Source organism: Kitasatospora sp. Xyl93 (assembly GCF_055383135.1).
Genome location: NZ_AP029185.1, coordinates 6,560,099 through 6,580,470, shown reverse-complemented (window position 1 = coordinate 6,580,470; position 20,372 = coordinate 6,560,099). Strand labels below are relative to the sequence as shown.

Here is a 20,372-nt window from a genome sequence, read left to right as displayed (position 1 = left end):
CGGCTGGCGGCTGGCGGCTGGCGGCTGGCGACACGGTTCACGACCGGGTGATCTCGAGGCTACTCGTCGTCCGGACGGGAGCCCGGACGACCTACCGCCCCGGCGCGGCCGAACCGGGTACGACGGCCTCCGCCGCTGCCGGGGCGCGGTGGTCGAAGGCGATCAACGGGTCGCCGGTGAGCGGGTGTTCGACCACTGCCGCCCGTACGCCGAAGACCTCGGCCAGCAGGTCGGCGGTCAGCACCTCGCGCGGTGTACCGGAGGCCACGAGGGTGCCGTCGTGCAGGACGTGCAGCCGGTCGCAGACCGAGGCGGCGGCGTTGAGGTCGTGCAGGGCCACCAGGGTGGTGCGGCGCTGCTCGCGGAGCAGGGCGAGCAGTTCGACCTGGTGCCGGACGTCCAGGTGGTTGGTCGGCTCGTCCAGGACCAGGACGTCCGGCTGCTGGGCGAGCGCCCGGGCCAGCAGCACCCGTTGCCGTTCGCCGCCGGACAGTTGGGCGAACCGGCGGTCGGCGGCCCCGGCCATGCCGACCCGGTCCAGCGCCTCGGCGGTGATCCGGTGGTCCTCCGCGTCGTCGGCCGCGAACGCCCGCTTGTAGGGCGTGCGGCCCATCGCGACCACCTCGCGGACGCTCAACTCGAAGTCGCCGCCGCGCTCCTGGGGCAGTGCCCCGATGTGCCGGGCGGACTCCGCCGGCCGCAGCTGCGCCAGGTCCCGCCCGGCCAGCAGCACCCGGCCGGCGCTCGGCCGCAGGTGCCGGTAGACGGTGCGCAGCAGGCTGGACTTGCCGCTGCCGTTCGGCCCGACCAGTCCGGCGATCTCTCCCTCCTCGACGATCAGGTTGGCCCCGGCCAGCACCGTCCGGCCGGCCAGGGCGACACTCAGGTCCTCGACGGCGATCCTCAACTGCGCTCCAGTCGTCGGTCCAGCAGGTAGAGCAGGGTGGGGGCGCCGAGCACGGCGGTGACCACGCCGATCGGCAGTTCCTGGCCGTCCAGGGCGGTGCGGGCCACGGTGTCGACGACGACCAGCAGCAGCGCCCCGGTGAGCGCGGACAGCGGCAGCAGCCGCCGGTGGTCGGCGCCGACCAGCAGCCGGCACACGTGCGGCACCATCAGCCCGACGAAGCCGATCGCCCCGGAGACGGCGACCAGCACCCCGGTGAGCACACTGGTGACGACGAAGACCTCGCGGCGCAGCCGGGCGACGTCCACGCCGAGCCCGGCGGCCGTCTCGTCGCCCATCAGCATCGCGTTGAGGCCTCGGGCGCGGGCCTGGAGCAGGGCCAGTCCGAGCGCCACCGCGACGGCGGGGACGGCGAGTTGGGCCCAGACGGCGCCGCCGAGGCTGCCCATCAGCCAGAACAGCACGCCCCTGGTCTGCTGTTCGTCGTGGGTCTGCAGGACCAGGTAGCTGGTGACGCCGCCGAGGAACTGGGCGATGCCGATGCCCGCGAGGACCAGGCGCAGCGGAGAGAAGCCGCCGCCGCGCCGGGCCATCAGCCAGACCAGCGAGAACGCGGCGAGCGCGCCGGCGAACGCCGCCAGGGAGACGGTGAGACCGAGCGCGCTGCCGAAGGAGAGCTCGAGTCCGAGGGTGGTGCCGAGGACGATGGTGGCGACCGCGCCGAGCGAGGCGCCGGAGGAGATGCCGAGCAGGTAGGGATCGGCGAGCGGGTTGCGGACCAGGGCCTGCACGGCGGTGCCGACCAGGCCGAGTCCGGCCCCGACCACCGCCGCCAACAGGGCGCGCGGAACCCGCAGTTGCCAGACGATGAGGTCGCGGGTGCCGGGTTCGGCGGCCCGGCCGGTGAGCCGGCGGGCGACCACCGACCAGACCTCGCCGGGCGGGACGTCCACCGAGCCGAGCGAGACGGCGGCGGTCAGCGCGAGCACCAGGGCTGCGACGAGGACGACGGCCAGCGGCCCGGCCCGCAGGGTGCGGGCCGGGCGGGCTTCGCCGTGCTCCTTGCGAGCGATGGCCGAAGTCACCGACTACCGGCCGTTCTTGGCGGGGTCGGTGCTCTTGACCAGGTCCGGGTGGACGGTGGCGGCGATCTGCCGGACGGCGTCGGCGTTGCGCACCCCCGCGATGGTGGTCACCTCGGAACCGAGCCGGACGAAGTGCCCTTCCTGGACGGCCTTCAGGCCCTGGGTCGCGGGGAAGCCCTTCAGGAACGCCTCGGCCTCGTCGAAGGCCTTGCGGGTGGCCTCCTCGCTGCCCCGGTTGCGTACGGCCAGCTGGATCCAGTCCGGGTTCTTCGCGACCACGTCCTCCCAGGAGCCGGGCTTGAAGTCGGCGCCGCAGTCGGCGAACACGTTGCGCGCCCCGGCCTGGCTGATCACGGCGTTGGCGACCTGCCGTCCGCAGACCGCCACCGGCTGCTTGGTCCCGGCGTCGAAGTCGAAGACGAAGTAGCTCGGCCGCTGCCCCTCCGGCACGGCGGCGAGCGCGGCGCGGACCTCGCCGAGCTGCTTCTCCATCCCGGCGACGAGTTCCTCGGCCCGGGCGGCGGTGCCGGTGACGGCGCCGAGCCGGCGGACGTCCTCCTCGATCCCGGCGAGGTCGGTGCGCGGCGCCTTGGCGGCCTTCGGCGTGCCGGCGCAGGCGGTGGAGAGCAGGTAGACGTGCTGGATGCCGGCCGCCGAGAACTCCTCCTCGCTCGGCCCGGTGGCGCCGCCTCCCATCATCGCCATCGCACCGAAGGTGTCCACGTAGAGGTCGGCGCCGGAGCCGAGCAGCTTCTCCTTGGGTATGCCCTTGTCCCCGAGCGCCGGCACCTTGGCGCCCTGCTCGGCGAGGGCGGCGGGCAGGGTGCCCTTGCCGGGTGGGAAGCCGGTGCCGATCACCCGGTCGCCGGCGCCGAGTTGGAGCAGCAGCTCCAGGCTGGAGGCGTTGCTGGTGACGATCCTGGCGGGTGCCTTGGCGATGGCGGTCTCCTTGCCCGCGCAGTCGGCGACCTTGACGGGGAACCCACCGCCCGGGCCGGCCTGGACGGTGACGGAGGCGTTCGGCCCGCCCTCGGTCCCGCTTCCGCAGGCCGTGGCGAACAGGGCGACGGCGGCCGCGATTCCGCAGACGACGCGAGGGCGCATGACAACTCTCTCCTGGTCGGTGGTGGTGCTGGGTGGTGCTCGGTGACGGTGCTGGATGGCCGTGCCGAGGGCCCGTACTGCGGACCCGGACCAGGTAGTCGGACGGCCCGGGCGATGGGTTCCCCGCAATTCGCGACCGGTCGCGGCCGGTGCGCCTGCGGGCTCGTGCGCAGGCGGGTTCGTACGCACGCGGGTTCGTACGCACGCGGGTTCGTACGCACGCGGGTTCGTACGTCGCCGAGGCCCGGGACGTAGGCTGGCCGGATGGCCGCCCCCACCACCCCGCGCGACGACCTCGACCTCCCCGTCCGGCTCGGGCCGCGCCCGCCCCGCCGGGTGGTCTCGCTGGTGCCGTCGCTGACCGAGGCGGTCGCCGCCACCGCACCCGGACTGCTGGTCGGCGCCACCGACTGGTGCAGCCACCCCGCCGACCTGTCCGTCACCCGGATCGGCGGTACCAAGAATCCGGACGTCCCCGCCATCCTCGCGCTCGCGCCGGACCTCGTCCTCGCCAACGACGAGGAGAACCGGCGCCCCGACCTGGACGCGCTGCGGGCGGCCGGCGTCCCGGTCTGGGTCACCGACATCCGCACCCTGGACGACGCCTTCCGCTCCCTGGACCGGCTGCTGACCACGGCCTGCGGGCTGCCCCGGCCGGCCTGGCTGGACGAGGCGGAGGCGGCCTGGCGCGGCATCGGGAGTGGCGCCCGGAGCGGGGACAGTCCTGCGGAGCCCGCCAGCCCGCGGACCGTCGTACCGATCTGGCGCCGCCCGTGGATGGTCCTCGGCCGCGACACCTTCGCCGGGGACCTGCTGCGCCGTCTGGGCCTGCGGCTCGTCCACGCCGACCACCCCGAGCGCTACCCGGCCGTCCCGCTGCCCGAACTTCTCGCCTGCCGACCGGAGTTGGTGGTCCTGCCGGACGAGCCCTACCGCTTCACCGCCGAGGACGGCCCGGAGGCGTTCCCCGGCACACCGGCGGCACTGGTCAGCGGACGACACCTGACCTGGTACGGACCGTCGCTGGTCACCGCCCCCGCCGTGCTGCGGCAGGCCCTCCACCACCCGTTCGGTCCGGGAGGTACGGGCACCTCGTAGGACGACCGGCGATCGCCGAGCCCGTCGTGGCGCCCCCGGTACCCGGCGCCGAACACGACAGGGCCCGGGACGCGTGTTCGCGTCCCGGGCCCTCGGCCCTTCGGCCGTACGTCGTCAGCCGCGCGCGGCGGCCACGGCGGCGCCCAGCGCCTCCTTGATCCGGGGGCCGAGGCGGGCGAAGCCCAGCTCCTTCATCGCCGCCCGCAGCAACTCCTCGTCGTTCCGCTCGACACCGTCGCCGTCCACCCACCGCACGACGGAGAGCAGCTCGTCGGCGGAGTAGGCCGTCACCGGGCGACCGGGCGTGAAGTCCGGCTTCGCGGGACGGGCGTCGGCCTCCGGCTCAGCGGCGGGGGCCTCGGCAGCAGCCTCAGGCTCGGGCTCGGGCTCGGGCTCGGTCGCGGCCTCAGGCTCGGGCTCGGGCTCGGGCTCGACGGAGGGCTCCTCGATCTCGACCGCAGGCGCCTCCACGGCTGCCTCGGCCTCGACCACCGGCTCCGTCACCTCGACGGCGACGGCCTCGGTCTCGGGCTGGGCAGCGGGCTCCTCGACGACGGGTTCAGCCTCAGGCCCGGCCTCGGCGACCGGCTCGGCCTCGGCAGCCTCCTCCGCGACCTCGGCCTCAGGCCCGGTCTCGGCCTCGGCCTCGGCAGCCGGTTCCTCGACCTCGACAGGCTCCTCGGCGACCTCGGCCTCAACCGCCGCTGCTACCAGGGCCGCAGGCTCGATCTCGGCGACCGGCTCGACCTCGACGGCAGGCTCGGCAGCCTCAGCGGCCGGCTCCTCGGCAGCGGGCTCCACCGTGACGGCCTCGGGTTCGGTCTCGGTCTCGCCCACCGGCGCGGCCGCAGCCTCAGGCTCAGCCACGGGCTCGTCTGCCTCGGCAGTCGGCTCCTCGACCGAAACCTCGGCGACGGTCTCCTCGACCTCAGCGGCCTCGGCGACCGGAACGGCCTCCGGCTCTTCCTCCGCCGTCGTCTCGTCCGCAGCCCCAGGCTCAGCCACGGGCTCGTCTGCCTCGGCAGTCGGCTCCTCGACCGAAACCTCGGCGACGGTCTCCTCGACCTCAGCGGCCTCGGCGACCGGAACGGCCTCCGGCTCTTCCTCCGCCGTCGTCTCGTCCGCAGCCTCGGGCTCGGCCAGAGCGGCGGTCGCGGCGGCCACCAGGTCGTCGGCCGCCGGGGAGGGCGCCGGGAGGGTGACCACAGCGGCCGGGGCCTCCTCCTCAGCCTGCGCCGCCGACGGCTCGTCGGCAGCGGTACCCGGCTCCGCTTCGACCTCGGCCTCAGCCTCGGTCTCCGTCTCGCCCTCAGTCCCGGCCTCGGCCTCGGTCTCGGCGGCCACAGTCTCCGCAGCGGCCTCGTCCGTCTCCCCGACCGGAGCCGTCACCGGAGCCGGGGCCTCCTCCACGAGTCCGGCCCGCTGACCACCGGCCAGCGCCTGCAGGGCAGCCGCCTCGGCGTCGGCCAGGTCGGCCGTCTCGTCGGCCTCGGTCTCCTCGGCCACAGCTTCCTCGGCACCGGCCTCGACGGCGGTCTCAGCGGCGACCTCCACCTCAGCCGCGACCTCAGCCTCGGCAGCCTCCTCGGCACTCGGCTCCTCGACCGCCGTCTCCTCGACAACAGCGGAGGCCTCCGCGAGCCCGTCCCGCTGGCCGGCGGCCAGCGCCTGGCGAGCGGTGTACGCGGCCTCGGCGGCGCGGCGGTCGGCCTTGGCGGCGGCGAGTTCGGCGAGCAGGTCGGCGAGGCCGGCCTCTTCCAGGGCGGCGCGCAGGCTGCGGATGGTGGGCAGGCGGTAGAGGGTGCCCTCGTCGGCGGCGAGCCGCTCGACCAGGTCGATCAGCTCGGCGAAGGGCAGCCCGTCCAGGTCGTGGTCGGGCAGCAGGCGGGCGAGGCCGCGCAGGCCGGTGTTGATCGCCTCGAAGGCCTGGGCGGTGCGGTCGACCAGCGCGCCGTCGGAGGGCACCCGCGGGAGGGTGCCGACCGGGGCGAGGGCGGCCCAGGCGCGACGCTCGATCTCGGCGGAGGTGAGGGCCTCGTGCAGGTCCTCACGGCGGATGCGGCGGTCGGTGGCGAGCGCGACGGCCTGCTTGCGCAGCGAGCGACCGCGCAGCCAGGAGAGCTTGACGCCGTTCTCCCGGCGCCAGGCGCTGTCGGCGGTGGCGGCGGCGAGGGCGCCGAGGTCGGCGTCGTACGCGGCGGGGAAGAGGGTCGCGGAGGTGCGGTGCACCCGCTGGAGCATCTCCACCAGCAGCGCGGTCTTGGCGACGGTGTCGGGCTCGTCCAGCTTGGCGTCGGCGGCGAGGGCGGTGACGGCCTCCCAGGTCTGCTGGAGGTCGCTGCCGCGCAGTTCGGCGAGGGCCGTGGACGCGGCGCGGGCGTCCTCGGGGGTGGCGACGGTGTCGACGGCCGCGTACCAGGCATGGGTCTCGGCGGTGAGCGTGAAGGCCCCGAGCTCGGCGTAGCGGCCGAGGTCCTCGCGGAGGTCGGGCTCCGCTGCGGCGTCCTGGGGGTCCTTGACGTCTGCGGCGTCGGCGACGTCCGCCGGGTCGGCTGCGTCGGCGTTGCGCGAGTGAAGCACTGTCATGTGAGGTCCGGTTCTGGGCGACGACGGCGGGGCTGGCGGCGAGGGGGCGGCGGACCGGTTGCGCGGGATCGCCCCTGGGACGGGGCTGGGGGGCGCGCGGTCGGGCTGCCGGTGTGGACGCCCAGAATACGGGTGCCCGTTCGAGCCTTGCACGCACCCACCGCCCCGAACGGCGGGTGTCGTGTGCCATACCGCCCGCCTGGCCGCCACCCGGGCGGTCCGCCCGGGTGGTCCCGCGGTGCTCCGGACGGGTGTCCTCGCTGCTCACGGCTCCTCACCGCGGCTCCCCGTGCCGCCCTCCATCGGACGGACCGCGCCGACGGTCGGGCCGGCGGCCAGGCCGGTCGGGGCGGTCAGGGCGATCGGGACGGCCAGGCCGGTCTGGACGATCGGGGCGTTCGCCCGACAGACCGTCCCGCCGCCGGAACCGTTCCAGCGGCACCTCCCGCACGCCACGGGCCCGCCCCTGGCCCCGTCCGCCGAGCGGCGGCCGGAACCCGGCCCGACCGAGGGCGCGCAGATCGACCGGCGCGAGGTACCCGCCGAGCGCGGTGCGGTGCCACCACGCGCCGGTTTCCCGCAGTTCGCGCCAATCGGTGAACCGGTAGAGGTAGAGGGTCGCCCGGACGTGGGTCGGCGGGGCGTCCGGGAAGGGGTTGTGGCGCAGCAGGCGCAGGGTGGCCCGGTCGCCGGACAGCAGGCGGGCGACGAAGGGCAGGAACCAGGGGCGGGCGTAGGCGGGCGAGATGCCGGCGAACCACATCAGCCAGTCGAGCCGCAGGTGGTAGGGCGCGAACTGGCGCGGGAGCCGGCGCACGTCACCGGGCTTGCCCTTGAAGCCGTACTCGCGCCAGACGGTGTGCGGGGTGAGCACGGCCTCGTCGGTGCCCTCGACCACCACCTCCTGGCGGAGCCGGTTGACGCTGCCGAAGGCGCCGTAGGTGTTGACGAGGTGCAGCCGGTTGAAGGAGCGGTTCATGGCCTGGCCGCGGGAGACCATGTTGCGCACCGGCCAGTAGCTGAGCACCACGACGGCGGCGGTCAGCACGATCACCAGCGCCTCGTACCAGACCGGGGCGCCGGGGTACGCGCGGGCGTGGACGGGCAGGCCGAGGCGGGCCGGCTGTACGGCGGCGAGGGCGAGGACGATGGTCAGCCAGTTGAGCCAGGCGAAGTTGCCGGAGGCGACCAGCCAGAGCTGGGTGGCAATGACGGCGCAGGCCGCGTAGCCGGCGACCGGCTGCGGCAGCAGCAGGGCCACCGGTACGACGAGTTGGACGACGTGATTGACGGCCGCCTCCACCCGGTGCAGCGGGGCGGGCAGGTGGTGGAAGAACCAGCTGAGCGGTCCGGGCATCGGCTGGGTCTCGTGGTGGTACCGGAGGCAGGTCAGGTCGCGCCAGCAGCTGTCGCCGCGCAGCTTGATCAGCCCGGCGCCGAACTCGACCCGGAAGGCCAGCCAGCGCATCAGCCACAGCACCGGGGCGGGCGGGGCGGTGTCGGCGTTGCCCAGGAAGGCGGCGAGGAAGCCGGATTCGAGCAGCAGCGACTCCCAGCCGAAGGAGTACCAGGTCTGCCCGACGTTGACGATGGAGAGGTAGAGGCCCCAGAGCACCACCCACAGCAGGATCGACGCCCAGAGCGGGACGGCGTCGCCCAGCCCGGCCGCCACGGCGGCGGCGAGGGCGGCGCCGCTCCAGGCGACGGCGGCGAAGAACCGGTCGCTGTAGTGGAGGTGGAACAGGCCGGGTGACCGACGGAACGGGACCCGGTCGGTGAACCGGGGCACCGGCAGCATGCCGTCGGTGCCGATCAGCGCGCGGAACTGCGCGGCGGCGGCCAGGAATCCGATCAGGAAGAGCGCGGCGAGCAGGCGTTGGACGAGCAGCCGGCTCAGCCAGTAGTCGGGGGCGGCGAACCAGTCCATGCGGCCCATGCCTACCATCCGGCACCCCGGGCGCGGGCCCGGTCGGGGCGGCGGCGGGCGGACGGTTCACCCGCTCGGCCCGGGCCGCGGGCCCGGCGGGCTCCGGAACGGACGCCGGAAGACGCCCGAGCGAAGCCGGTGGCGGGAAGCCGGTGGCAGCCCCGTCGAGCGACGCCCGGCGAACTCCCGGCCCCGGACGGCACCGTGGCGGGGTCCTCTCCACGGGGGTGAGAGGCACCCCGCCACGGCGGGGAACGGGTCCGCACCGGTCGGCCGGGTTCAGCCGGGCAGGCCGGGGCCGGCCTCGCCGGTGATGGCCGAGCGGCCGGGCACGGAGGCGCCGCTCTGCTGGAGCCGGTCGACGAGCAGGGCGGCCAGGGTGCCGAGCTCCTCCTCGGTGCGGGACCGGGCGGTGATGTCCATGCCGACGGTGAGGACGCCGTTGATCCGGCCGGTGAGCGCGGCCCGCAGCGGGGTGCAGGTGAAGCTGAAGACCTGTCGGCCGCGCTGGGCGTCCGGTCGGGCGGACTGGAGCCGGACGTCGTCGAGGACGGCGGTGCGACCGGTGTGGTACGCCTCCACGACGGCCTGTTCGAGGCCCGCCGCGCCGAGCTGGGGGTACGCGGCGCCGATCGTCCCGTACGCCGTCGGGGCGCCGAAGGTGTCGGCGTGCTGGGCGTTGGCGTACCGGATCTCCTGGCCCGGGCCCTCGGTGAGCATGATGGGGAACGGCGAGCCATCGAAGGCGGCGAACATCTCCTGGCGCTGGGCGAGCAGGCTGTCGCGCAGCCGGATCTCGGAGAGCAGTGCCTCGGCGAGGTGCTGGATGTCGCGCAGCCGTTCGCGCCCCCACTGCCGGGGTTCCCGGTCGAGGACGCAGACGGTGCCGATGACGGTGTTGGTGTCGTCGACGAGCGGGGCGCCGAGGTAGGCGCGGACCCCGAGTTCGTCCACCACCGGGTTCCCGGCGAAGCGGGGGTAGGCGAGGATGTCGTCGAGGGCGAGCGGGGAGCGCTGGGCGACCACGTGCGGGCAGAAGCCGTGGCTCAGCGGCATCTCGCGGGTGGGAAGGTCGAAGGCGATGCCGCGGTCCGCCCAGGACGATCCGTCCTCGGACTTGGTGTCGGCCGAACTTGGCGGAATGTAGAGCCCCCGGAACATCTGGCGCTCGTCATTGATGAAGTTGACCATCGCGATGGGGGCGCGCGTGATACTGGCTGCCAGGTGGGCGAAGCGGTCGAAGGCCTCGTCCGCGGACGGGTCGTTGAGCCCAAGGCCGCGCAGCCTGCGGGTTCGCGCGGACTCCCCGGAGGCACCCGGGAACTGGCCTTGAGTGCTCATCACATCAGTCATGGCGCACATGTAACCAGACATCAGAACGGCCGGGCGGTCCCGATCGACCGTTCCTCAGCCTTGCCGATGGCCAGTCAAAACCGCACGTGAACGACCGGTCGACGGTCGGTCACGAAGCGCTGATCGATTCCCGTCCGGGGCCCGGGCGAAACCCCTCGGCGCGAGGACGGGCCGAATCACGCCAATCCAAGATCGACTCTGGGATGCCCCGGTGCCCCATACAACAATGAGCCCTGCCGAAGACACGGACGGTGCCCGTCGCCTGGACGCCGCCCGGTGACGCGTGCGCCGATCGCACCGGGGCGACCGGCCGACACTCCCGCACCCCCACCGCCCCCCGTGGGGGTCGCCGGAGCGGCATCGACGGCACGGACGGAGGCACGGCACCACCCGCATCGAGAGGACCGGAGCATGGCGATGGACTACTTCACCGACGACCGTCACGAGGACCTTCGCGCCGAGGTCCGTGACTTCGCGGAGAAGGAGGTGCGTCCGCGGGTGTCCAGGATGGAGGCCGAGCGGAAGATCGAGTTCGAGCTGGCCCGGGAGATCGCCCGCCAGGGCTGGATCGGCGTGACGATCCCGCGGGAGTTCGGCGGCCTCGGCCTGGGGCACGTCGCCAAGACCGTGATCATCGAGGAGCTGGCCCGGGTCAGCGGAGCCGCGGGCTCGATCGCGCAGGCCTCCCAGCTGGGCGTGGCCAAGGTCCTCCACTACGGCTCCCAGGCCCAACGCCGCAAGTGGCTGCCGAAGTTCGCCTCCGGGGAGTGCCTGCCGACCATCGCCGTCACCGAGCCGGAGTCCGGCGGGCACGTGCTCGGGATGACCGGCACCGCGGTGCGCGACGGCGACGAGTACGTGCTCAACGGCCGCAAGTGGTTCGTCGGCAACTCCCACATCGGGGACGTGCACGGCGTGGTCCTGCGCACCGGCCAGGGCAGCCGGGGCCTGTCCGCCTTCCTGGTGGAGAGCGACCGCCCCGGGTTCCGCACCGGCTCCCCCGGGTCGCAGAGCGGGCTGCACGGCTTCAGCTTCGGCGAGATCCTCCTGGAGGACTGCCGCGTCCCGGTCGGCAACCGGCTCGGCCGGGAGGGGCAGGGGCTGGACGTCGCCTACTCCTCCTCCACCCTCTACGGCCGGATCAACCTCGCCGCCGTCGCGCTCGGCATCCACACCGCGATCGTCGAGGACACCGTCCGGTTCGCCGAGGGGCGCGTCCTGTACGGCCAGCCGATCAACCAACTCCCGAACATCATGCTGAAGTTGGGTGAGATGCAGTCACGGTTGATGACCGCCAGGCTGGCCGCGTACCACGCCTCCCACCTGCTCGACCACGGCCGCGCCTGCGACGCCGAGCTGATGAACGCCAAGCTGATCAACACCGAGTACGCACTGGACTCCGCGCGCAACGCCATGGAGATCCACGCCGCCCGCGGCCTCCAGCCCGAGTTCGGCATCGAGCGCTACCTGCGGGACGCCACCCACGTCTACCCGCCGGCCGGCACCTCGGACGTCCAGCGGCTGCGGCTCGGGCAGGTCGCCTCGGGCACGTACGGCAAGCAGTGGTCGGCGGAGCTCTCCGACCTGACCAGCTGGGCCTGGAGCGAACTCGCCGCCCAGCGGGACGCCCCGGCGGAGGAACCGCCGGGGCGGGGCGGGCGGGTGCTGCCGATGCCACTGGCGGGCTGAGCCCGCCCGCCGGAGCGGCACTTGACCCGTTCCCGACGGATCCCCCAGCGGCCGCCCCCGGCCGCCGGGGACCGTCGGACCGGACCGGCCGCGGGCCGTGAGCTGCGGCGTTGCGCCGTCGAACGATTCGCCCCGCACTCCGCCCCCACTCCATCATCCCTTCGTCCAGGGCCAGTTGAGGTTGCGGCGCCGACACCACGGGCTGATAGCGTTCCGTGGCGTCGGCGGTCGCGCTGCACCCCCGCCGGGCCCGGTGGCAGTACGCCACCGGCTCCGGCAGTCCCGGCCTCGACTCCCTGAAGCCCGGCCGCGCCGTACGGGGTCGACCCGCCGCCCGGACCCCACCGGTCCGCGACCGGCGGCCCGGTCCCTCGGCTCGGCCCTGCAGCAAGGAATCAGATGCCAGGCATATCGGGCCCTCGCACGGGCCACCGCGCCGGCCGGTCCGGCTCCCTCCGCCGCCCGCTCCTCGCCCTCGTCCTGGTCCCCGGCCTGGGCCTCGCCGCCGCCTGGGGGTACGCCCTCTACCTGCTGCGCGGGTCCGGACAGCGCACCGAGCTGCTGGCCGGCAGCGCGGCCGTCGCCCTGGTGCTGCTGATCAGCCTGGTCCGCGGCCTCCGGACCGCCTGGACGCTGTCCGCGCGGCTGTCCGACCTACGGGCCGACACCTTCGCGCTCGCCCAGCGGGAGATCCCCGAGGTGGTCGAACGGCTGCGCGCCGGGGAACAGGTGCCCGTCCCGCCCGTCTGGGCGCCGTCCCGGCGGACCGGCGACGACGTCCAGCAGGCCTCCGAGGGCCTCGCCGCCGTCCGCCAGGCCGCGGTCGCCGCCATCGTCCACCAGGCCCAGGGCCGAGAGGGGACGAAGAAGGTCTTCCTCAACATCGCCCGGCGCACCCAGATCCTGATCCACCGGCAGATCAGCATGCTGGATGCGCTGGAACGCGAGCACGAGGACCCGGAGCTGCTGCGCGAACTGTTCGCGGTCGACCACCTGGCCACCCGGATGCGGCGCAACGCCGAGAACCTGGTCATCCTCGGCGGCGCCCTGCCCGCCCGGCGCTGGCGCACCGCCGTACCCGTGGTCAACGTGCTGCGCAGCGCCGTCTCGGAGACCGAGAGCTACTCCCGGGTCGTCGTCCGGGGCGTGCCGCGCGTCTCGCTCGGCGGGCAGGCCGTCGCCGACGTCATCCACCTGGTCGCCGAACTGATCGAGAACGGCACGACCTTCTCCCCGCCGTACGCCCAGGTGCAGGTCTCCGCGCAGGAGGTCTCCGAGGGCCTGTCGGTGGAGGTCGAGGACCGCGGGCTCGGCATGACCGAGGAGGAGTACCGGCGGCTCAACGAGTACCTGGCCCACCCGCCCGAGCTGGACGTCTCCGCGCTCGGCGACGACCTGCGGCTCGGCCTGTTCGTCGTCGCGCGACTGGCCGCCCGGCACGACGTCAAGGTCACCCTGGGGCCGTCCCCGTACGGCGGCACCCGGGCCGTGGTGCTGGTGCCCTCGGCGCTGCTGGAGCAGGCCCGGCAGCCGGCCGCGGCGCCCGGGCAGTCGGCCGCCGTGCCCGGGCTGCCGTCGGGTGCCCGGATCACCCGGGCTCCGGCGGCCGACGGTCAGCAGGCGGCGGGGGGTGGGGACAGGGACGGGGCCGGCCCCGGGGCGGGGGCAGGGCCCGATGGCCTCGGGCCGGTGCCGTCCGGCGGGGCGGCCGGCGGGGTCGGTGGACTGCCGGGCGGGGGCCAGGGGGCTCCGGGGCCCTTCGGCGCCCCGGGGGCTCCGGCCGTCCCGTACACCGCGGACGGCGCGGGGGCGGGCGCCGGTACGGGCGCTGTGGGGACGGGCGCTGTGGGCGACGGGGGTGCCGTCCGCGCTGAGGCACCCGTCAACGGGGGCCTGGCGGTGGGCGCCGAGATCCCCGGACTGCCCGGCGCCGTGGTCGTACCCCGGCCCGTGCTGCCGCGCGTGTACGACCTGTCGGGCGGCCCCGCGGTGGGCGGTCGCGCCGCGGGAACGCCCGGCGACGGCCCGGACGGCCGGCCGCGCGCGCTTCCGGTCCTGCCGCAGCGGGCCCCCGACGCCGGGCCGGGCGCGCCCTCCGCCCCGCAGCAGGCCCCCGCTGAAGCCCCCGCCGCCCGGGAGGCCGAGGAGCCGAAGTGACGACGCGGCGGGCGTCGGCTTCGGCCCTCGCCGCGGGGTTCAGGCCTTGGTACGGGGCGGCAGGCCTTGTCGCGGGGCCTCAGGCCTTGGCGTGGACCGGGTGGAGCTCACCGAGCGATTCCACCAGCGGGGCCAGCTCGGGGACGTCGGTGGCCTCGGCCAGCGTCGCCTCCAGGGCGGCGTCGTGCACCGGGCGGGCGGCCGTCAGCAGGTCCCGGCCCTCGGGCGTCAACTCGGTGTAGATGCCGCGCCGGTCGTCCACACAGAGGAAGCGGCTGAGCAGGCCGCGGTCCTCCAGGCGGCTCACCAACCGGGTGGTCGCGCTGCTGCTCAGCGCCGCCGCCCGGGCCAGCTGCTGCATCCGCATGTGCCAGCCGTCCTGACGGGAGAGCGCCTCCAGCACCGTGTACTCGACCACCGAGAGCTTGAACTCGGCCTGCAGCGCCTTCTCCAGCGCGGTGTCGATCATCCCGTGCAGCGCGGCGAGCGTCCGCCAGCCGCGAGCCCGGATCTCGGCCGCATCGTCGCGGATTCCCATGACTCGCCCACCCTTCCGTCGCGCTGATCGTGCCGTGTCGTGCCGTGTGCCGGACGAGGTCGTGTGCCAGGTCTCGTCCGGTGTCCTCGATCTACGACAAGTATGCCAGTAGGCGCGGAATATCGGACTGTGCAAATAGTTCGCCTTATACCTCGGCGGTTCACCCCTCCCCGGACCAGGCCGCCGCGCACAGCGCCGTGGCCAGCTCCTCGGTGTAGGAGGCCGCGGCCAGCCAGGCGGTGGCGAAGGCCTCGTGGTCGTCCGTGACGACCCGGCCGAAGACGTCGCGCCGCCGGTTGGCCGCGGCGGCCCGCAGACCGTCGAGGAGTTCCGCGGCGGTGGCCAGTCCGGCGGCGCGCAGCAGGGCGCGGTCGGCCGCCGCCGAGGCCTCGCTCGGGGCGAGGGCGTGCCGACCGGTGGTGACCGCCTGCTCGACCCGGCGGCCGAGCACATGGACGGGCGGGCCGTACGGCGCCGGGGCCGTCGGCTGGTCCGCCCGCTCGTCGGCAGGTTGGTCCGCAGGCCGGTCCGTCCGGCCGGGCCCGGTGGGCGGGGCGGTCGCGGGCCAGGCAGTCGCGGGCCCCGCGAGGTCGGCGGTCTGGAGGCGTTCGAGGCCGAGGTTGACCCGGCCGGCCCGGTCCGCGGGCAGGGTGAGCGGGCCGGGGTCGTCCGGGGGTGCGCCGACCGCGAGCAGGTGCAGCTCCGGGCGGTCCGCGCGCTCCAGCCGGCCGATCACCCGCAGCCGTAGGCCGGGCGCGGTGGCGAGCAGCGCGAGGTTCGCCCGGAACGGCAGGTCGGGGTGCTCGTGCGCCGGGCGCAGGACGATCACCGGGCCGCCGGCAGCGCCCTGCGCCGAGCCGTCTGCCGGGCCGCCCGTCGTACAACGCGCCAGCAGCTGCGGCGTCCCGCCCGGACCGGTGGGGGCGGTACCCAGCAGCGTGACGTCCAGGAACAGCAGGTCGCTCCCGGCCGGGCGGCTCTCGTACGGCAGCTCCTGCGCCGCGAGTGCCCGGGCCACCTGGGCGGCTGCCGGTTGACTCCAGAGCCGGGCGACCGGATCCGCCGTCCACGCCGCGCCCGCCGCGCGGACCGCCCGCACCGAGGCGCCGGCCCCCAGTCGGCCGCCGGTGGACCTGGTCGCGCCCTGGACGGCCAGCCCGGCGCGGCTGAACTCGCGGTGGCTGAGCGCGGCGTCGCCCAGCCGGAGCGTCCGGTTGCCCGCCCCGACCGCCTGCCGGGCGGCGGCCGCCGCGTCGTCGTGCGGCATCACCTCGGCGATCGAGCTGAGGCGCCCGGTGGCGTCCACCGCCCAGCTGACCGCGCCCGCGTGGGTGGCCGTCAGCACCGGCTCGGCGAACAGGCCGTGGAGCCGCAGACCGCCCTCCTCCCGGTAGGCCTGGCGCGCGGTGCCGCGCAGCTCGGCGACCGGGGCGGCGCCGGTGGCCAGCGCGGTGGTGAGGCCGAGCAGTTCGCGCAGGCCGGCCACCAGGTCCACCAGGCGGTGGTCGGGCGCCCCGGAACGCGCTGCCCGGATCCGGGTCGCGACGGTGACCGCAGCCGCGGCCGGGCGGTACAGGCCCGCGAGGCGCGCCCGGTGGGCGGCGCGCAGCAGTTCGGCCTGGGAGACGGCACCGGCCCCGCTCACCCCGGCGGCCAGCACGGCGGCCGCGGCCCCGTGCAGGTGGCGGACGGCGGCGAGTTCGGCGGCGGTGAGGGGGACGGCGGCCGACTGGTCGGCCGGCTCCCCGGGGGTTCCCGGGGCTCCTTCCCGGCCTTCCGCGGCCACCGCCCCGGGGGCGCCGTCGGCACCGCCGCCGGTGCCGCTCCCGGGCTCGGGCTCAGGACCGGGCCCTGACCCGGCCTCGGGCTCGGCACCGGCCTCGGCGAGCGGGCAGAGGGTGACGGCGGCGGCCCGGTGCACACAGGCCGGGGCAAGCAGACAGCCGCAGCGGACGTCGACCTCCCCGGCGACCACCCCGCCCGGGGCGTGCAGCACGAGCACCGTCTCCTCGTCCACCTCCACCCGCCACTCGTCGCCCTCCCGGGCCACCGGCCGCTCCGCCAGCTTCGCCGCCGCGGCGTCCAGCCGCTTCTGCAACCGGGCGCTCAGCCCGGCCACCACCTCGGCGACCACCTCGGGCCGCACGCCCGGCCAGTCACTCGTCCGCGCCGTCACGCTCATCGCACCTTCTCCCCCACCCAGCGGGCCAGTTCCAGCGGGCTCAACGCCGCCACGGGCATTCCGGCCGCGACCAGTTGGCCCGCGACCGCCTTCGAGTAGCGGGCCGTCCCGGTGTCGTCCAGCGCCGCGCAGCCGAGCAGGTGCACCCCGGAGTCCACCAGGGCCCGGGTCTGGGCCAGCAGCCCGCCGACCGGCCCGCCCTCCTCGAAGTCGCTGACCACCGCGATCAGCGTGCGGGACGGCACCGTCACCAGGCTCCGCGCGTAGCGCAGCCCGCGCGCGATGCTGGTGCCGCCGCCGACGCTCACCTCCAGCAGCAGGCTCAGCGGATCGTCCACCCGTTCCGTGAGGTCCAGGACCTCGGTGGAGAAGGCGACGAAGTGGGTGCTCAGCGAGGGCACCCCGGCCAGGATCGAGGCCGTCAGCGCGGCCCACACCGTGGAGGCCTCCATCGACCCGGAGACGTCCACGACCAGGATCAACCGCCAGTCGTTGGCCTGCCGCGCCCTGGTCCGGAAGACCGGACGCTCGGGCACGATCAGGGTGCCGCCGTCCGGCCCGGGGCGGGCGGTGGCGAGGTTGGCCCGGATGGTCCGGTCCAGGTCCAGCCCGCCGCCCGGGCGGCGCGAGGGGCGCGGGACGGCGATCCCGGTCAGTGCCGGGCGCAGCCGGGTGGCCAGCTCCCGGCTCAGCTCGTCCACCAGGCGCCGCACCAGCGGGCGCAGCCGGGCCACCCGGGCCTCGGGCAGGCCGCCCGCGTGGTCCAGCACGGTGCGCAGCAGGTCGACGGACGGGCGGACGGCGGCCGGGTCGATGGCCTCCAGGACGTCGGTGCGGCCCTGCGCGACGGCGGCGGCCAGTACCTCCTCGCGCACGCCGGGGCCGAACAGCGACTCCAGCTCCTCGGCCCACTCCCGTACACCGGGGTACGGGGCTTCGCGGCCGCCCTTGCCGCCCCGGCTGTCCAGGCCCGGGCCGGAGCCCTCGCCGTGGCCGCTACCGTACAACTCGTCCAGCGCGGTGGCGAGCCGGGCACTGCGACCGGTCAGGCCCCCGTTGCCGCGGCGGCCGAGGAGCAGCCGCCAGCGCTCGGCGGGGGCGAGGGCGAGGGGCTGGGCGGTCGTGGCGGGGAGCCGCTCCGGGGCCGTGGGGACCGGTGCGACGGCCGAAGACTCCACGGACGCCGGGAGTTCCACGGACGCCGGGAGTTCCACGGACGCCGGGAGTTCCACGGACGCCGGGGGTTCCGAGAGCTCCGAGGGCAGGAGGCCGCGACGGGCGAGTGCCGCACGCGCCGCGAGGTCCGCGCGCACCCAGCCGGCGAGCGCGGCGGGGCCGGCCTCCTCGGGCAGGGCCGCGAGCCGGGTGCCCAGGCGCTCCTCGACCAGGGCCAGCAGCCGGTCGCGGGCGGCCGGGCTGAGCGTGTCGAAGCCGCCGCGCAGCGCGGGCAGCCGGTCCAGGAAGGCGTCGTCGGGCAGCGAGGTGACCCGCTCCAGCACCGGTTCCAGCGCCTGCGGCGCGGAGTCGAACAGCCCCTCGGCAGCCGTCAGCAGGCCGACCAGCGCCCGCCCGAGCGCGTGCCGCGCCTCCGGGCCGGTCGCGCCGTCCACCCACGAGGCGGCCCGGCCGCCCAGCACCTCGGCCGGCTCCTGACCGAGCAGCACCCGCACCGCACCGGCCGCGCCCCGCACCAACGGGCTCCCCTGCTCGGCGAGTCCGGTCAGCACGTGGGCCAGCCGCACTCCACCGAGCCGGTCCGCCCTGCGCACCAGCTCCACCAGCGCCCGGGCGTCCTGCGGGTCGTCCGACCCGCCCAGGCCCTCCAACTGCCGCACGGCGGCGACGGTGAGCAGCTCGCCTGCGGCGGCGAGGCGGGCCCCGCCGCCCGTGGGCCCGGGGAGCGGGCCGGGACCGCTCCCCGCCGCAGGGTCGCCGGAGGAGGCGTGGAGGCCGTCGGCGCCCGCCCCGCCCGGCACCGCCTCCCCGGCCGCTGCCGGGTCGGCACCGGCCGGGGAGGCGGCGTCCGTCGCCGCAGCCTCCGGTGCGTAGCCGGGGAAGTGGCCCGCGGTCAGCCGGTCGACCAGCGCCAGGGCGTCGAGGAATTCGGGGAGGGTGGCGGAGGCGGGGAGGTCGGTGGTGAGCTGGGTGAGTCGGGTCTCCGCGAGGGCCGGGAGGGCGCAGGAGGCGGCGGCGGTGAGACCGTCGACGATCTCGCGCGGGGTCGGTTCGTCGGTGAGGCGGGTGCGCAGGGCGCCTTCGGCGGCCTGGGCGGGGGTGACGCCGCGGGTGCCGGCGACGGTGAGCATGGCGGCGGTGGCGGGCGTCCAGTGCAGGCGCCAGCGGGTGCCGACGGTCTCGGTGCCGCCGGCGCCGGTGGTGGCGACGGGTTCGGCGTAGGGCACCTCGCAGACGGTGAGGCGGTGCAGCAGGACCTCGCGGCGGCGGTCGAGGTCGCTGCGCAGCGGGTCGAGGCGCAGGTCGCGCGGGCCCGGGTCGGCGGGGCCGGGGAGTCCGAGGCCGGCGAGGAGGGTCTCGACGGCGGGGGCGAGCCCGCTGCGCGGGGCGGCGGGGGTGGGGCGGCCGGTGCGGGTACCGACCAGGACCTGTTCGAGGGCACGGGCGACGGCCCGGCCCCGGCCGAGGGGTTCGCCCTGGGCGAGGACGGTCTGCACCGCTTCGACGAGTTCGCCGCGGCCGGGGGCGGCGTGGCCGCGCAGCCGGGCGAGGTCTCCGGCCAGGCGGACGATCTCGCGGGCGTCGGCCGGGCCGCTGGGGTGGTCCTGGGCGCGCAGGGCGGCGCAGATCCGCACGGCGGTGGTGGTGAGCGCCTCGGCGAGGCGTTCGGGGTCGCCGCCGGCGTCCAGGACGGTGTGCTGCCACTCCGGGTCCCGGATGCCCGCCGGGTAGCCGGAGCGGGCGTCGAGCAGCGGGTAGGTGTACGGGATGAGGGACAGCACGTGGCCGGGGTCGTCCGGGTGCGGCGGCTCCTCGGCGGCGAGCGGGCCGTCCAGCAGGGCGGGGGCGTGGAAGGCGCCGATCACGGCGGCGACCCGCCGCCCACCGGCCGAGGCGGCCCGGATGCGGGCCCGCATCCAGGCCTCGCGACGCAGGTCGTACGGGTCGACGCCGGGGCCCGTCTCGGCGTCCCGGCGCAGCGCCCAACCGACCAGCAGCGCGGCGCGCCGGACGGCCTCCGGGGTGGAGCCGGGGGCGGCCGTCTCGACCAGGCGGTCCCACAGGTCCTCGTCGGAGCCGCGGCCGGTGAGGCGGTGGCGCAGCGCGTCGGCGACACCCGGTGCGCCCGGGCGTCCGCCGGTGGGCCGGTCCCCCGCGCGGGTGGCGCGGTGGGCGAGCGGGAGGTCGCAGGCGATGGCCTCCACCCCGTTGCGCCGGGCCCAGCGCAGGGCGGCGAGTTCCGGGGAGAAGTCGGCGAACGGGTAGAAGGCGGGCCCGGCCGCCTCCTCGGGCCCGGCCGGGGCCGCGGCGAGGGCGACCGGGGCCTCGGTCGCCTCGTCGGCGAGCCAGCCGAGCCAGGGCTGGAACTCGGCGGGCAGCTCGACCAGGACGGCGTCCGGCCGGGCCGCGTCGAGCAGCGCGGGGACCACCGCGCTGAGGGACGGCGCGTGGTGGCGCACACCGATCAGGTGCGGGCCGGGGCGGCCGGTGCCGGAGGCGGCCAGCCGGTCGGCCTCGGCCCGGACCGCGCGGTCCGCGCCGTCCGGGCGGGGGATCTCCGCGCTGCTCAT

At 76.0% G+C, this 20,372-nt stretch carries 12 protein-coding genes; 3 read left to right on the top strand and 9 right to left on the bottom strand.

Annotated elements, in window-relative coordinates; translation table 11 throughout:
- Positions 1 to 91: 91 nt before the first annotated feature.
- From ACZ5GH_RS28590 to ACZ5GH_RS28580, 3 genes are read right to left on the bottom strand one after another with little or no spacing between them, the layout of a single operon-like run.
- Positions 92 to 907: an ABC transporter ATP-binding protein gene (locus ACZ5GH_RS28590; RefSeq protein WP_387757598.1), complete on the bottom strand. Its 816-nt coding sequence runs from the start codon at positions 905 to 907 to the stop codon at positions 92 to 94.
- Positions 904 to 1,992 (bottom strand): FecCD family ABC transporter permease, encoded by a 1,089-nt coding sequence (locus tag ACZ5GH_RS28585; RefSeq protein ID WP_464335680.1) that lies wholly within the window; start codon positions 1,990 to 1,992, stop codon positions 904 to 906. Before ACZ5GH_RS28585 ends, ACZ5GH_RS28590 begins: the two co-directional genes overlap by 4 nt.
- 3 nt (positions 1,993 to 1,995) lie before the next feature.
- Positions 1,996 to 3,096: an ABC transporter substrate-binding protein gene (locus ACZ5GH_RS28580; protein WP_464335679.1), complete on the bottom strand. Its 1,101-nt coding sequence runs from the start codon at positions 3,094 to 3,096 to the stop codon at positions 1,996 to 1,998.
- A gap of 264 nt (positions 3,097 to 3,360) precedes the next feature.
- Here ACZ5GH_RS28580 and ACZ5GH_RS28575 point away from each other — a divergent pair, with 264 nt between their 5' ends.
- Positions 3,361 to 4,194: a helical backbone metal receptor gene (locus tag ACZ5GH_RS28575; protein ID WP_464335678.1), complete on the top strand. Its 834-nt coding sequence runs from the start codon at positions 3,361 to 3,363 to the stop codon at positions 4,192 to 4,194.
- A 114-nt stretch (positions 4,195 to 4,308) separates the two neighbouring features.
- Here ACZ5GH_RS28575 and ACZ5GH_RS28570 read toward each other — a convergent pair whose 3' ends face one another.
- The 3 genes from ACZ5GH_RS28570 to ACZ5GH_RS28560 all read right to left on the bottom strand — a co-directional run bounded on the left by ACZ5GH_RS28570 (position 4,309) and on the right by ACZ5GH_RS28560 (position 10,060).
- Positions 4,309 to 6,780, bottom strand: coding sequence for a hypothetical protein (locus tag ACZ5GH_RS28570; RefSeq protein ID WP_464335677.1), 2,472 nt, complete (start codon positions 6,778 to 6,780; stop codon positions 4,309 to 4,311).
- A 274-nt stretch (positions 6,781 to 7,054) separates the two neighbouring features.
- Positions 7,055 to 8,707, bottom strand: a complete 1,653-nt coding sequence (locus ACZ5GH_RS28565; RefSeq protein ID WP_464336885.1) for a lipase maturation factor family protein — start codon at positions 8,705 to 8,707, stop codon at positions 7,055 to 7,057.
- A gap of 279 nt (positions 8,708 to 8,986) precedes the next feature.
- Positions 8,987 to 10,060, bottom strand: coding sequence for a GAF domain-containing protein (locus ACZ5GH_RS28560; RefSeq protein ID WP_464335676.1), 1,074 nt, complete (start codon positions 10,058 to 10,060; stop codon positions 8,987 to 8,989).
- A gap of 411 nt (positions 10,061 to 10,471) precedes the next feature.
- Here ACZ5GH_RS28560 and ACZ5GH_RS28555 point away from each other — a divergent pair, with 411 nt between their 5' ends.
- Entirely contained in the window at positions 10,472 to 11,749 is a 1,278-nt protein-coding gene (locus ACZ5GH_RS28555; protein ID WP_464335675.1) for an acyl-CoA dehydrogenase family protein, read from the top strand.
- A gap of 399 nt (positions 11,750 to 12,148) precedes the next feature.
- The gene (locus ACZ5GH_RS28550; protein ID WP_464335674.1) at positions 12,149 to 13,906 is read left to right on the top strand and encodes a sensor histidine kinase; all 1,758 of its coding nucleotides are present in this window, start codon (positions 12,149 to 12,151) and stop codon (positions 13,904 to 13,906) included.
- Positions 13,907 to 13,985: 79 nt separating this feature from the next.
- Here ACZ5GH_RS28550 and ACZ5GH_RS28545 read toward each other — a convergent pair whose 3' ends face one another.
- From ACZ5GH_RS28545 to ACZ5GH_RS28535, 3 genes are all read right to left on the bottom strand, one after another.
- Positions 13,986 to 14,444 carry a MarR family winged helix-turn-helix transcriptional regulator gene (locus tag ACZ5GH_RS28545; protein WP_387757586.1) on the bottom strand — a complete coding sequence of 153 codons (459 nt, stop codon included), beginning with the start codon at positions 14,442 to 14,444 and terminating at the stop codon, positions 13,986 to 13,988.
- 160 nt (positions 14,445 to 14,604) lie between these two features.
- Positions 14,605 to 16,626, bottom strand: coding sequence for a hypothetical protein (locus tag ACZ5GH_RS28540; protein ID WP_464335673.1), 2,022 nt, complete (start codon positions 16,624 to 16,626; stop codon positions 14,605 to 14,607).
- The gene (locus tag ACZ5GH_RS28535; RefSeq protein WP_464335672.1) at positions 16,623 to 20,372 is read right to left on the bottom strand and encodes a DUF5682 family protein; all 3,750 of its coding nucleotides are present in this window, start codon (positions 20,370 to 20,372) and stop codon (positions 16,623 to 16,625) included. Before ACZ5GH_RS28535 ends, ACZ5GH_RS28540 begins: the two co-directional genes overlap by 4 nt.

Excerpts from the sequence above, each read along its gene's own strand:
- ACZ5GH_RS28580 (WP_464335679.1), bottom strand. The coding sequence starts at position 3,096 with ATGCGCCCTCGCGTCGTCTGCGGAATCGCGGCCGCCGTCGCCCTGTTC.
- ACZ5GH_RS28575 (WP_464335678.1), top strand. The coding sequence starts at position 3,361 with ATGGCCGCCCCCACCACCCCGCGCGACGACCTCGACCTCCCCGTCCGG.
- ACZ5GH_RS28570 (WP_464335677.1), bottom strand. The coding sequence starts at position 6,780 with ATGACAGTGCTTCACTCGCGCAACGCCGACGCAGCCGACCCGGCGGAC.
- ACZ5GH_RS28565 (WP_464336885.1), bottom strand. The coding sequence starts at position 8,707 with ATGGACTGGTTCGCCGCCCCCGACTACTGGCTGAGCCGGCTGCTCGTC.
- ACZ5GH_RS28560 (WP_464335676.1), bottom strand. The coding sequence starts at position 10,060 with ATGACTGATGTGATGAGCACTCAAGGCCAGTTCCCGGGTGCCTCCGGG.
- ACZ5GH_RS28555 (WP_464335675.1), top strand. The coding sequence starts at position 10,472 with ATGGCGATGGACTACTTCACCGACGACCGTCACGAGGACCTTCGCGCC.
- ACZ5GH_RS28550 (WP_464335674.1), top strand. The coding sequence starts at position 12,149 with ATGCCAGGCATATCGGGCCCTCGCACGGGCCACCGCGCCGGCCGGTCC.
- ACZ5GH_RS28545 (WP_387757586.1), bottom strand. The coding sequence starts at position 14,444 with ATGGGAATCCGCGACGATGCGGCCGAGATCCGGGCTCGCGGCTGGCGG.
- ACZ5GH_RS28540 (WP_464335673.1), bottom strand. The coding sequence starts at position 16,626 with ATGAGCGTGACGGCGCGGACGAGTGACTGGCCGGGCGTGCGGCCCGAG.
- ACZ5GH_RS28535 (WP_464335672.1), bottom strand. The coding sequence starts at position 20,372 with ATGAGCAGCGCGGAGATCCCCCGCCCGGACGGCGCGGACCGCGCGGTC.